This window comes from Streptomyces thermoviolaceus (assembly GCF_045209695.1).
GTDB classification, from domain to species: Bacteria; Actinomycetota; Actinomycetes; order Streptomycetales; family Streptomycetaceae; genus Streptomyces; species Streptomyces thermoviolaceus.
Genome location: NZ_CP109280.1, coordinates 2,348,499 through 2,361,135 on the forward strand (window position 1 = coordinate 2,348,499; position 12,637 = coordinate 2,361,135).

The following is a 12,637-nucleotide window of genomic DNA, read 5'->3' on the forward strand; positions in this document are numbered from 1 at the left end:
GCCGGGTCCGGTGTCGTCCGGCGGTCGGCCCGCGGTGTCACGGGCTCGGCGTCCGGGGCACGCGGCGGGCGGGAGACGGCTGCCGCCGCGGCACAGGAGGCCAGCAGCTCGCTCATGCACACACCCGCGGCCCGGTGCGGCCGCGACGACGGTCCGGTGGCCGGCATGGACGCCTCCAGAGAGTCGAAGCTGGCAAGGTTAGGCAAACCTAACTGCAAAGCGCGACTCCATGGGAACACGTCCAAGGCGTCCGGCGCAATCGCCCGACCGAGCCCGTCTGCGTCCGGCCGGTTGACGGCCGTCCCTCACCGAGCGAGGACCTTCAGGTCCACGTCCTGCCACCGGCGGCCGATGCCGGTGACGACCACCTGCCGCACCTCGTCGGCGTCCGGTGCCCCGGAGACCTCCGATGCGTCGGGCGCCGTGCCCAGCGAGCGGTGGATGCGGACCTGGAGCCGCTCCTCGGTCAGCTCCTCGACCTTGCCCTCGCCCCACTCCACGACGACCACCGACTCCGGCAGCGACACGTCGAGGTCCAGGTCCTCCATCTCCTCCAGGCCGCCCGACAGCCGGTAGGCGTCGACGTGGACGAGCGGCGGGCCGTCGCCGAGGGACGGGTGCACCCGGGCGATCACGAAGGTCGGGGAGGTGACGGCGCCGCGCACGTTCAGGCCCTCGCCCAGGCCGCGGGTCAGGGTGGTCTTGCCCGCGCCGAGTTCGCCGCTGAGCATCACCAGGTCGCCCGCGCGCACGAGCGCGGCCAGGCGCCGGCCCAGCGCCCGCATCTCCTCGCTGGAGGCGACGGTGATCTCGACGGACACGGAATCAGCCGGGCTGTGCGGTGCTGCTGGTACGTCCATAACCGCCCACGGTAGTGCCTGCGGGAAGCGCGCCCGCACGGGTGAGCAGCGCGGCGAGCCAGCCGGTGACGGCATCGGGGTGCTCCAGCATCACCAGGTGCCCGGCGTCCGGGACCAGCACCAGCTCCGCCTCCGGCAGCAGCCCGGCGATGGCCTCGCTGTGCGAGCCGGGCGTGATCAGGTCGTCGGTGCCGGCCAGCACCAGCACCGGCAGGCCGCGGAGGCGGGCCAGCGCCTCGGTCTTGTCGTGGTCGGTGAAGGCCGGGTAGAACTCGGCGACCACGTCGATCGGGGTGGACTCGATCATCCGCTCGGCGAACCGGGCGACGGCCGGGTCGACGTCCCGCCCGGCGAAGGAGTACCGCTTGACGATCCCGGCGAAGAGGTCGGCGGTGGCCCGCCTTCCCTTCTCCACCAGCTCCGCGCGCCGGCCCAGCGCCTTCAGCACGCCCGGCAGCACCCGGCGCACCGCGTTGACCCCGGCGACCGGCAGCCCGAAGTCGACCTCGCCGAGCCGCCCGGCGGAGGTGCCGACGAAGGCGGTGGCCACGACCCGCTCCCGGATCAGCTCGGGGTACTGGGCGGCCAGCGCCATCACGGTCATGCCGCCCATGGAGTGCCCGACGAGCACCAGCGGGCCCTCGGGGGCGGCGGCGTCGATGACGGCCTTCAGGTCACGGCCGAGCTGGTCGATGTCCAGCGGCTCGGCGCCCTGCAGCTGGGCCACGCCCCGCCCGGAGCGGCCGTGGCTGCGCTGGTCCCAGTGGACGGTGCGCACCACACCGCGCAGCGCCGCGCGCTGGTAGTGCCAGGAGTCCTGGTTGAGGCAGTAGCCGTGGCTGAAGACGACGGTGACGGGCGCGGAGCCGGGGCGGCGGGCGAGCCCGGCAGAGGAGCCGTCCCCCGTACCGGAGCGGGGACGCGGGATCAGATCGCCCGGGCCGGCTTCGGGCATGGGGTCCTCGAGAGCCTCGGGGGCCTCGGGGGCCTCCGGGTCGGCCGGGGCGTCGGCCTCGTCCACCTCGAAGTACAGCTCGGTGCCGTCGTCGGCGACGGCCCGGCCGGGCGTGCCGCGCAGGGTGCCGAAGGGAGCGGCGGCGTCCAGGGCGAGCCGGGCCTGGCGGCGCACGTCCCGGCCGACGGTCATCCGTTCGACGGCGACGGTGGCGGCAGCACCGGCCGCCACCAGACCTATCGCGGCGCCCGCTATGCCGGTGGCCCGGCGCAGCCCGCCGATCGCGTCGACGACGGCGGCGAGCCCCGTCGCCCTGCTCTCGCTCACGTAGCGCTCCTTCTCGTCCCGTCCCTCCGCGCACCGGACGGCGCCGCGGCGGGTCGGTGGCCCGGCGGGGGTGCGGGGCACCGGCAGCCGCCGTCTGCCGGTCCCGTTCCCGTTTCTGCTGCGTCCACCCCCTGCAGAGCGTCTCCGGCGCGCGTCCCGCGCGGCTAGACGCCCCGGTTCTCGCGCCCGTCGTTCTCGGCGTACTCGGTGTTCTCGGCGTACTCGGCGTCGCGGTAGACCCGGGGGACGCGGGAGCCGATGCGGGTGACGATCTCGTAGGCGATGGTGCCGGACGCCTGCGCCCAGTCCTCCGCGGTCGGCTCCCCCCGGTCGCCGGGCCCGAAGAGCACCGCGGGCGCACCGACCTCGGGCTCGTCACCGCCCAGATCGACCACGAACTGGTCCATGGCGATCCGTCCCGCCACGGTCCGCCACTTGCCGCCGACCAGCACGGGTCCGGTGCCGGAGGCGTGGCGCGGGATGCCGTCGGCGTAGCCCACGGGCACCAGTCCCAGGGTGGTCTCGCCCGGGGTGACGTAGTGGTGACCGTAGGAGATCCCGTGCCCGCCACGGACGTGCTTGACCAGCGCGAGGGACGCCGAGAGCGTCATCACCGGGCGCAGCCCGAAGTCCGCGGGGACGCCCAGCGCGGGGCTGGGCGACAGCCCGTACAGGGCGATGCCGGTGCGGACCAGGTCGAAGTGGCTCTCGGGCAGCGTGAGCGTGGCGGGCGAGTTGGCGATGTGCCGTACCTCGGGACGCACGCCCTGGCCCTCGGCGTACCCGGTCATCTCCCGGAAGCGGTCCAGCTGGGCGGCGACGGACGGGTGCCCGGGCTCGTCCGCGCAGGCGAAGTGGGACCACAGCCCGGTGATCCGCACCAGCCCCTCGGCCTGGGCGCGCAGCGCCTCGGCGACCAGTTCCGGCCAGTCGGTGGGCTGGCAGCCGTTGCGGCCCAGGCCGGTGTCGGCCTTCAGCTGCACCCGGGCCGGCCGGCCGGCCCTCCGCGCCGCCTCGCGCACCTCGGCCAGCGCCCACAGCCCGCTCACCGAGACGTCGACGTCCGCCTCGATGGCCTCGCGCCACGGCCCGCCGGGGGTCCACAGCCAGCACATCACCCGTGTCTGCTCCGGGGACAGCCCGGCCGCGCGCAGCGCCAACGCCTCCTCGGGCGTGGCCGTGCCCAGCCAGGTCGCCCCGGCGGCCACGGCGGCACGCGCGCACGGCACGGCCCCGTGCCCGTAGGCGTCGGACTTCACCACCGCCATGAGCTGCGCCCCGGGTGCCCGGTCACGCAGGGCCCGCACATTGGCCCGCAGTGCGGCCAGATCGATCTCGGCGCGGGCGCGCAACGGGGCCGTCCGCGGGTGAGCTGTCTCGTTCATCGCGCCCAGTGTCTCAGAGACCACCGGCGGCCCCACGGCACCGTGAGGCCCACCTCACACCCGCACGGCGCCGGCACCTCACGCCCGCACGACGGCCTCCGGCACGCTCTCCCGCACGTCCCGCCACGCCCGGGGCAGCTGGTCCGCCACGTCGTGGGCGCCGGCGGGGGCACCGTGGGCGGCGTGACGGCCGGCCAGACCGTGCAGGTAGGCGGCGACACTGCCGGCGTCCAGGGCGGACAGGCCCGCGGCGAGCAGGGAGCCCGCCAGGCCGGACAGGACGTCGCCGCTGCCGGCCGTGGCCAGGTACGGGGTGCCGGTCGGGTTGACCCGCACGGGACCAACGTCGGGGCCGGCGACGAGCGTGGTGGAGCCCTTGAGCAGCACGGTGGCGCGGTAGCGGGCGGCCAGTTCCCGCACCGACGCCAGCCGGGCCGCCTCCACCTCCTCGCGGGCCACGCCGAGCAGGGCCGCGGCCTCCCCGGCGTGCGGGGTCATCAAGGTGGGGGCGGTGCGGGAGCGCACGGCGTCCGCGTCGGCCAGGCGCAGGCCGTCCGCGTCGAGCAGCACCGGCACGTCCGCCCGCAGCACCTGCGCCACGGTGTCGGCGTCGTCGCCGACGCCCGGCCCCACCACCCAGGCCTGCACCCGGCCCGCCCGGTGCGGTCCCTGATCGGAGACCAGGGTCTCGGGGAACCGGGCGATCACCGCCTGCCCGGCCGGGCCGACGTAGCGGACGGCGCCCGCGCCGCCGCGCAGAGCGCCCGACACGGCGAGCACCGCGGCCCCCGGGTAGCGGGCGGAGCCGGCCGCGATGCCGACCACGCCCCGCCGGTACTTGTCGCTCTCCGGGGTGGGCACCGGCAGCAGCCGGGCCACGTCCGCGTGCTGCAGGGCCTGAAGGTCCGGCTCGGCGGGCAGCTCGGGTCCGAGGCCGATGTCGACCAGGCGGACGGTTCCGGCGTGCGTGCGGGCCGGGTCGACGAGCAGCGCCGGCTTGTGGGTGCCGAAGGTCACCGTGACATCGGCGCGCACGGCGGCACCGCGCACCTCGCCGGTGTCGGCCTCCACCCCGCTGGGCAGGTCGACGGCGACGACGACGGCGTCCGAGCGGGCCGCCCGTTCGGCCAGCGGGACCGCGGCCGGGCGCAGTCCGCCGCTGCCGCCGATGCCGACGATGCCGTCGACCACCAGGTCGGCCCGGTCGATCAGCCCCTCGGCCGTGTCCGGAGGGGCGACGGTGCCGCCCGCCCGGCGCAGCGCGGCGAGTCCGCCGGGGTGGGCGCGGTCCGGTGCGAGGAGCACCGCGGCGACCCCGGCGCCGCGGCGGGCCAGCCGGGCTCCGGCGTACAGGGCGTCACCGCCGTTGTCGCCGCTGCCGACCAGGAGCACCACCCGGCTGCCGTAGACCCGCCCGAGCAGACCGGCGCAGGCCGCGGCGAGCCCGGCGGCGGCCCGCTGCATGAGGGCTCCGTCGGGCAGCCGCGCCATCAGGGCACGTTCGGCTGTTCTGACCGTCTCGACGCTGTACGCGGTACGCATGCCGTCGAGTCTGCCCCGCACGGTGCGCCGCCCGCACGACGATCGGTCACCGGTCGGTCGTTTCACGCCCGCAGAGGCGACCGCGCGGGCACCTCATCCCTCGGCGATCACCACGGCCGAGGCCACGCCCGCGTCGTGGCTGAGCGAGACGTGGAAGGTCCGCACCCCCAGCTCGGCCGCCCGTGCCGCCACCGTGCCCTTCACCCGCAGCCGCGGCCGGCCGCTGTCCTCGACGTACACCTCGGCGTCCGTCCACAGCAGCCCCGCCGGTGCGCCGAGGGCCTTGGCCAACGCCTCCTTCGCGGCGAACCGGGCGGCCAGCGAGGCCGCGCCGCGCCGCCCGCCGCCGGGCAGCAGCATCTCCTGCGGCACGAACAGCCGGTCGGCCAGCTGTGGCGTCCGCTCCAGCGACGCCGCGAACCGGTCGATGGCGGCGACGTCGATCCCGACCCCGATGATGCTCATGCGCAGCACCCTACGGCGGGCGCACCGGCGGCCCGCCCGCCCCGGGCGGTGCGTCCGGCGAGCGGCCCTACTCCACCGTCACCGACTTCGCCAGGTTGCGCGGCTGGTCCACCGCGTTGCCGCGCACGGTGGCCAGTTCGCAGGCGAAGACCTGCAACGGCACCGTGGCGACCAGCGGCTGCAGCAGCGTCGGGGTCGGCGGGATGCGGATGAGGTGGTCGGCGTACGGGACGACCGCCTCGTCGCCCTCCTCGGCGATCACGATGGTGCGGGCGCCGCGGGCACGGATCTCCTGGATGTTGGAGACGATCTTGTCGTGCAGCAGGGACCGGCCGCGCGGCGACGGCACCACCACGACCACCGGCAGCCCTTCCTCGATGAGCGCGATCGGCCCGTGCTTCAGCTCCCCGGCGGCGAAGCCCTCGGCGTGCATGTACGCCAGTTCCTTCAGCTTCAGGGCACCTTCGAGCGCCACCGGGTAGCCCACGTGCCGCCCCAGGAACAGCACGGTGTTCCGGTCGGCGAGCGAGCGGGCCAGCTCCCGCACCGGCTCCATGGTGTCCAGCACCCGCTCCACCGCGCCGCCGATCTGCGCCAGGTCGCGCACGACCGCCCGCACCTCGTCGCCCCACTTGGTGCCGCGAACCTGCGCCAGGTACAGCGCGACCAGGTAGCAGGCGACCAGCTGGGTGAGGAACGCCTTCGTCGAGGCGACCGCGACCTCCGGACCGGCGTGCGTGTAGAGCACGGCGTCGGACTCGCGGGGGATCGTGGCACCGTTGGTGTTGCAGATGGCCAGCACCTTGGAACCCTGCTCGCGGGCGTGACGCAGCGCCATCAGCGTGTCCATGGTCTCGCCGGACTGGGAGATGGCGACGACGAGGGTCTGCGCGTCCAGGATGGGGTCCCGGTAGCGGAACTCGCTGGCCAGTTCCACCTCGCAGGGGATCCGGGTGAAGTGCTCGATGGCGTACTTGGCGATGAGTCCGGCGTGGAAGGCCGTGCCGCAGGCCACGATGACGACCTTGTCCATCTCGCGCAGCTCGGAGGCGGAGATGCGGACCTCGTCGAGGGTCAGGTCGCCCTCCGCGTCGATCCGGCCCAGCAGGGTGTCGGAGACCGCCTTGGGCTGCTCCGCGATCTCCTTGAGCATGAAGGAGGCGTAGCCGCCCTTCTCGGCGGCGGCCGCGTCCCAGTCGACGGTGAAGGCGCGGGGCTCGGCCGGCCGCCCGTCGAAGCCGGTGACCGTGACGCCGTCCCGGCGCAGCTCCACCACCTGGTCCTGGCCGAGCTCCAGCGCGGAGCGGGTGTGCGCGATGAACGCGGCGACGTCGGAGGCGAGGAAGGCCTCACCGTCCCCGATGCCCACCACCAGCGGTGAGTTGCGGCGGGCGCCGACCACCACGTCGGGCTCGTCGGCGTGCATCGCGACCAGCGTGAACGCGCCCTTCAGCCGCCGGCACACCAGGCGCATGGCCTCGGCGAGGTCGGCGGTCGCGGAGAACTCCTCGGCGAGCAGATGGGCGACGACCTCGGTGTCGGTCTCCGAGGCCAGCTCGTGCCCGCGCTCCGTCAGCTCGCCGCGCAGCTCGGCGAAGTTCTCGATGATGCCGTTGTGGACGACGGCCACGCGTCCGGCGTTGTCCAGGTGCGGGTGGGCGTTGGCGTCGGTCGGGGCGCCGTGGGTGGCCCACCGGGTGTGCCCGATGCCGGTCCAGCCGGCCGGCAGCGGCCGCTCCGCCAGCTCCTTCTCCAGGTTGACCAGCTTGCCCGCCTTCTTCGCCGCCGCCAGCTGACCGTCGGCGAGCACGGCGACACCCGCCGAGTCGTAGCCCCGGTACTCCAGCCGCTTCAGCCCGGCCATCACGACGTCGAGCGCCGACTGCGACCCCACATACCCCACGATTCCGCACATGATCCGCAGCCTACGGGCCGGACGGCGCCCGAAGCGGGCGTTGCGTGCCCGATATCGGAAATTCCCACCGGGGTACGAACGGTGCGGCGGGCGGGCCGGGGGACGGGGGTGACGCACCGTCGGGGACGAGGGTGACACATCCCACCCTCCGGCCCGTTCGTACTCCGTTCACAATAAAACGGTGATCTCTCCGGTCCCCTCGATGCCCCGGAGCGCCCACCGGTCCCGGCCGGAGGCGACTCCTTACGTCGATCTCACCCGTGCCGAGTGGAGCAGGCTGCGCGACAAGACGCCGCTGCCGCTGACCGCCGAGGAGGTGGAGCGGCTGCGCGGCCTCGGCGACGTCATCGACCTCGACGAGGTGCGCGACATCTACCTGCCGCTGTCGCGTCTGCTGAACCTCTACGTCGGCGCCACCGACGGGCTGCGCAACGCGCTGAACACCTTCCTCGGGGAACGGGGCTCCCAGTCCGGCACGCCGTTCGTCATCGGCGTGGCCGGCTCGGTGGCGGTGGGCAAGTCCACGGTGGCCCGGCTGATGCAGGCGCTGCTGTCGCGCTGGCCCGAGCATCCGCGGGTGGAGCTGGTGACGACCGACGGATTCCTGCTGCCCACCAAGGAGTTGCAGGCCCGCGGCCTGATGTCCCGCAAGGGCTTCCCCGAGTCCTACGACCGGCGGGCGCTGACCCGGTTCGTCGCCGACATCAAGGCCGGCAAGGCCGAGGTGACGGCGCCCGTCTACTCCCACCTGATCTACGACATCGTCCCGGGCGAGAAACTCACCGTGCGCCGCCCGGACATCCTCATCGTCGAGGGCCTGAACGTGCTGCAGCCCGCCCTGCCCGGCCGGGACGGCCGCACCCGGGTCGGGCTGGCGGACTACTTCGACTTCAGCGTGTACGTCGACGCCCGCACCGAGGACATCGAGCGCTGGTACCTGAATCGTTTCCGCAAGCTGCGCGAGACGGCCTTCAAGGACCCGTCGTCCTACTTCCGCAGGTACACGGAGGTGTCGGAGGAGGAGGCCCTGGACTACGCGCGCAGGACGTGGCGGACCATCAACCAGCCCAATCTGGAGGAGAACATCGCCCCGACCCGCGGGCGGGCCACGCTGATCCTGCGCAAGGGCCCCGACCACAAGGTGCAGCGCCTCAGCCTGCGCAAGCTCTGACCCCCACCGCCGGTGCGGGCGCGAGGCGGGCCCGGACCGGACCCGCCCCCGCACACCCTCCGCTCAGCCCAGCGCCGACTTCACCACGTCGGCCAGCCGGCCGGCCACCGCCTTCGCCTGCTCCAGGTCCGCGGCCTCGACCATGACCCGCACCAGCGGCTCGGTGCCCGAGGGACGCAGCAGCACCCGGCCGGTGGTGCCCAGTTCGCGCTCGGCCTCGGCGACCGCGGCCGTCACGTCCGCGGAGTCGCGCACCCGGGACTTGTCCACGTCGGGCACGTTGATCAGGACCTGCGGCAGCCGCTCCATCACCCCGGCCAGCTCCTTCAGCGAGCGTCCGGTCCCGGCGACGCGGGCGGCCAGCAGCAGGCCGGTGAGGGTGCCGTCGCCGGTGGTGGCGTGGTCGAGGACGATGACGTGGCCGGACTGCTCGCCGCCCAGGGCGTAGCCGTGGGCCTTCATCTCCTCCAGCACGTACCGGTCGCCGACGGCGGTCTGCACCACCTGGATGCCCTCGCGCTCCATGGCCAGCTTGAAGCCCAGGTTGGACATCACGGTCGCGACGACGGTGTCGGAGCGCAGTGCGGAACGCTCCCGCATCGCCAGCGCGAGCACGGACAGGATCTGATCGCCGTCGACCTCCTCGCCCGTGTGGTCCACGGCCAGGCAGCGGTCGGCGTCGCCGTCGTGCGCGATGCCGAGGTCGGCGCCGTGCTCGACCACGGCGGCCTTGAGCTTGTCCAGGTGGGTGGAGCCGTAGCCGTCGTTGATGTTGAGGCCGTCGGGCTCCGCACCGATGGTGATCACCTCGGCGCCGGCCCGGGCGAAGGCCTCCGGCGACACCCGGGAGGCCGCACCGTGCGCCTCGTCCAGGACGATCTTCAGCCCGTCGAGCCGGTTGGGCAGCACGCCGACGAGGTGGGCGATGTACTGGTCGAAGCCCTCGGCGTACTCGTGCACCCGGCCCACGCCCGCGCCGGTCGGACGGTCCCAGGGGGCACCGGTGCGGTGCTCCTCGTAGACCGCCTCGATCCGGTCCTCCAGCTCGTCGGCGAGCTTGTGCCCGCCGCGCGCGAAGAACTTGATGCCGTTGTCCGGCATGGCGTTGTGGCTGGCCGAGAGCATCACGCCGAGGTCGGCGCCGAGCGCGCCGGTCAGGTACGCCACGGCGGGCGTCGGCAGCACGCCCACGCGCAGCACGTCCACGCCCGCGCTCGCCAGGCCCGCGACCACCGCGGCCTCCAGGAACTCCCCCGACGCCCGCGGGTCCCGGCCGACCACCGCCTTGGGCTTGTGGCCGGCGAAGGTGCCCGCCTCGGCCAGCACGTGTGCCGCGGCCACGGACAGGCCGAGGGCCATCTCGGCGGTCAGGTCCGCATTGGCGACGCCGCGCACGCCGTCCGTGCCGAACAGTCGTCCCACTTGTCCTCCTGAGAAAGCGTCGGTGCGTGGACGCGCTGCGCCGGCACCGGCCGGGGCCCGTCCACTGTTCGCTTGTTCGCTGGGTTGGATGTCCTCGGCGCGCCTGCGGGGTGAGGGACCGGGCAACAGCGGACGGACCTGGCATCCGATCGGATCAGCCGTCCGTCACCTTGTGCCGTTATACGCCAGGCACCTGTGATACACGAACGCCCCGACGGCACACGGGCGTGCCGCCGGGGCGTTCGAGGGAGCCTGCCCGCAGGCAGCTGCGCGTCAGCGCTTGCTGTACTGCGGAGCCTTGCGGGCCTTCTTCAGACCGGCCTTCTTGCGCTCGACGGCACGGTCGTCACGGCGCAGGAAGCCGGCCTTCTTCAGCGGGCCGCGGTTGTTGTCGACGTCGGCCTCGTTCAGGGCACGAGCGACACCCAGGCGCAGGGCACCGGCCTGACCGGAGACACCACCGCCGGAGATACGGGCGATGACGTCGTAACGGCCTTCCAGCTCCAGCACCTTGAAGGGCTCGTTGACCTCCTGCTGGTGCACCTTGTTCGGGAAGTAGTCCTCGAGGGTGCGGCCGTTGATCTTCCACCGGCCGGTGCCCGGGACGATCCGGACGCGGGCGATGGCGTTCTTGCGACGGCCCAGGCCGGCGGCCGGCTGCGGCTCGCCGAAGCGGGAGGCCAGGGACTCCGAGGTGTACTCGCCCTCGACGGGGACCTCGGACTCGGTGGTGTAGCTGTCGATGTCAAGCTCTTCGAGCGGCTGCTCGGCAGTGGTCTCGGCCACGATTCTCCTCAGCTTCTCTTCAGTCTTGGGGGGTGGCCGGACTTACTGCGCGACCTGGGTGATCTCGAACGGCACCGGCTGCTGAGCCGCGTGCGGGTGCTGGTCACCCTTGTAGACCTTCAGCTTCGAGAGCATCTGACGGCCCAGCGAGTTCTTCGGGAGCATGCCCTTGACGGCCTTCTCGATGGCCTTCTCCGGGTTCTTGTCGAGCAGCTCGTCGTAACGGACGGAGCGCAGACCACCCGGGTAGCCGGAGTGCCGGTAGGCCATCTTCTGGGTCCGCTTGTTGCCGGAGAGGTGCACCTTGTCGGCGTTGATGATGATGACGAAGTCACCGGTGTCGACATGCGGCGCGTAGATCGGCTTGTGCTTGCCCCGCAGAAGGGAAGCGGCGGTGGACGCCAGACGGCCCAGGACGACGTCCTGGGCATCGATGACGTGCCACTGGCGCGTGATGTCGCCGGGCTTGGGGCTGTACGTACGCACGGTTCGTAGCCTTCGCTTCTTCAGTGAATGGTCCTGACAAGGTCACCGAAGACGATCACGACAGCCTTGACCCACGGCGGTGACGCAAGCCGCGTACGTGGGGTCGCTGGTCATCGGCCCGGTGGACCGGTGTAAGGGCCCGTCCCGTGAGAATGAGCAAGCCAATACACAACGAACAAGCAGAATACCCACGGCGCCCACCCCAGGCAAAACGGGGGCGGCGGCGCTGTTTCATGCCTGTTCCGTCTCCCAGTGTACGGCCGTGCGGCGCCCCGGCGGGCACGGCCCCGGGCCCCGCCGCCCGCACGCCCGGCGGGTGTGAGACCGGCCACCGTTAAGATGCGCGGCATGAGTCATGGGCAGGGGGGCTCGCAGTCCCAGTGGGATCCGTGGACACCGCAGTCCCAGCAGGCGTGGACCGGCGAGGGCGCCAGCCGGACCCCGGACTGGGAGGCGCTCGCCGAGGCCTCCGAGGCACGTGCCAAGCGGCGTCGGCTGCTCTTCGTCGGCGGGGGCGCGCTGGCCACCGTCGCCGTGGGTACGGCCGTCGCGGTGGCCGTGATGAACGCCGGCGGGGGCGGCACCCCCGACGGACCGCCCTCCGGGCTGCCCTCCACCGCCGCCCTGCCCAGCAGCTCGGCCACCCCGTCCTTCGCGCCCACCAGCGCCCCGCCGCCGCTGGACCCGAAGGACTTCATATCCAGTGCCACGAAGGACACCGCCCCGCTCGGCCCGGACACGCTCTTCCCGGGCACCCGGGTGACCATGGGCTCCGCGCAGTACGCCAAGGGCCCCACGGCCGACACCACCGACTGCGCCTCGGCCGTCCAGGGCACCCTCGGCACGGTGCTCACCTCCAACGGCTGCACCCGGGTGATCCGCGCGACCTACACCCAGGACGGCATCGCGGTCACCGTCGGCGTCGCCGTCTTCGACACCGAGGCCCAGGCCACCAAGGCCAAGGGCCAGGCCGACACGAAGAGCATCGTCAAACCGCTCTCCGGCAGCGATGTGCCCGCCTTCTGCACCGGCGCGGTGTGCCGCTCCACCACCAACTCCTACGGCCGCTACGCCTACTTCACCCTCACCGGCTTCACCTCCGGCAAGGACGTGACCACCAAGGACACCGCGGCCTTCCGCACCGGCGACGATCTGGCCGCGTTCACCTTCCAGCAGATCCGCCGACGCGGCGAGGCCCAGGCGTCGGCGGCGGCGAACCAGTAGGCGGCCCGGCGGGCACGGCGGGCCGGCCGGACCGGCGGCCGCCGCCGACCGGAAACCGGAGCGGCAGGCACGAGGCGAGGCGCGCGCCTGACCGGCGGC

The 12,637-nt window shown here is 73.5% G+C and carries 11 protein-coding genes; 2 read left to right on the plus strand and 9 right to left on the minus strand.

The genetic code is table 11. The annotated features are described in order from the left end of the window. Positions 1–305: 305 nt before the first annotated feature. The 6 genes from tsaE to glmS form a co-directional block, all read right to left on the minus strand. On the minus strand, positions 306–860 hold the full coding sequence (gene tsaE / locus OG899_RS10155) for a tRNA (adenosine(37)-N6)-threonylcarbamoyltransferase complex ATPase subunit type 1 TsaE (protein ID WP_125496486.1): 555 nt from the start codon (positions 858–860) through the stop codon (positions 306–308). After that, positions 826–2,142 carry an alpha/beta fold hydrolase gene (locus OG899_RS10160; RefSeq protein ID WP_168131388.1) on the minus strand — a complete coding sequence of 439 codons (1,317 nt, stop codon included), beginning with the start codon at positions 2,140–2,142 and terminating at the stop codon, positions 826–828. Before OG899_RS10160 ends, tsaE begins: the two co-directional genes overlap by 35 nt. A gap of 164 nt (positions 2,143–2,306) precedes the next feature. Further along, a complete protein-coding gene (gene alr / locus OG899_RS10165; RefSeq protein ID WP_189427999.1) occupies positions 2,307–3,527 on the minus strand; it encodes an alanine racemase in 1,221 nt (406 codons plus the stop codon). A gap of 78 nt (positions 3,528–3,605) precedes the next feature. Next, positions 3,606–5,069, minus strand: a complete 1,464-nt coding sequence (locus tag OG899_RS10170; RefSeq protein WP_125496488.1) for an NAD(P)H-hydrate dehydratase — start codon at positions 5,067–5,069, stop codon at positions 3,606–3,608. Positions 5,070–5,162: 93 nt separating this feature from the next. Then, entirely contained in the window at positions 5,163–5,534 is a 372-nt protein-coding gene (locus OG899_RS10175) for a holo-ACP synthase (RefSeq protein ID WP_125496489.1), read from the minus strand. Between the two features lie 67 nt (positions 5,535–5,601). Continuing rightward, positions 5,602–7,449, minus strand: a complete 1,848-nt coding sequence (gene glmS, locus OG899_RS10180) for a glutamine--fructose-6-phosphate transaminase (isomerizing) (RefSeq protein ID WP_189427998.1) — start codon at positions 7,447–7,449, stop codon at positions 5,602–5,604. A 202-nt stretch (positions 7,450–7,651) separates the two neighbouring features. On the opposite strand from glmS, the gene coaA reads away from it, so the two are divergent. Continuing rightward, positions 7,652–8,620 carry a type I pantothenate kinase gene (gene coaA / locus OG899_RS10185; RefSeq protein ID WP_168131430.1) on the plus strand — a complete coding sequence of 323 codons (969 nt, stop codon included), beginning with the start codon at positions 7,652–7,654 and terminating at the stop codon, positions 8,618–8,620. A 63-nt stretch (positions 8,621–8,683) separates the two neighbouring features. Here coaA and glmM read toward each other — a convergent pair whose 3' ends face one another. From glmM to rplM, 3 genes are all read right to left on the minus strand, one after another. Next, a complete protein-coding gene (glmM, locus tag OG899_RS10190; protein ID WP_125496492.1) occupies positions 8,684–10,042 on the minus strand; it encodes a phosphoglucosamine mutase in 1,359 nt (452 codons plus the stop codon). Between the two features lie 273 nt (positions 10,043–10,315). Further along, a complete protein-coding gene (rpsI, locus tag OG899_RS10195; RefSeq protein WP_125496493.1) occupies positions 10,316–10,828 on the minus strand; it encodes a 30S ribosomal protein S9 in 513 nt (170 codons plus the stop codon). Positions 10,829–10,870: 42 nt separating this feature from the next. Then, positions 10,871–11,314 carry a 50S ribosomal protein L13 gene (gene rplM / locus OG899_RS10200; RefSeq protein ID WP_125496494.1) on the minus strand — a complete coding sequence of 148 codons (444 nt, stop codon included), beginning with the start codon at positions 11,312–11,314 and terminating at the stop codon, positions 10,871–10,873. 348 nt (positions 11,315–11,662) lie between these two features. Between rplM and OG899_RS10205 the strand changes: the two genes are divergently transcribed. Beyond that, positions 11,663–12,538 (plus strand): hypothetical protein, encoded by an 876-nt coding sequence (locus OG899_RS10205; protein ID WP_125496495.1) that lies wholly within the window; start codon positions 11,663–11,665, stop codon positions 12,536–12,538. The last annotated feature ends 99 nt before the right edge of the window (positions 12,539–12,637 follow it).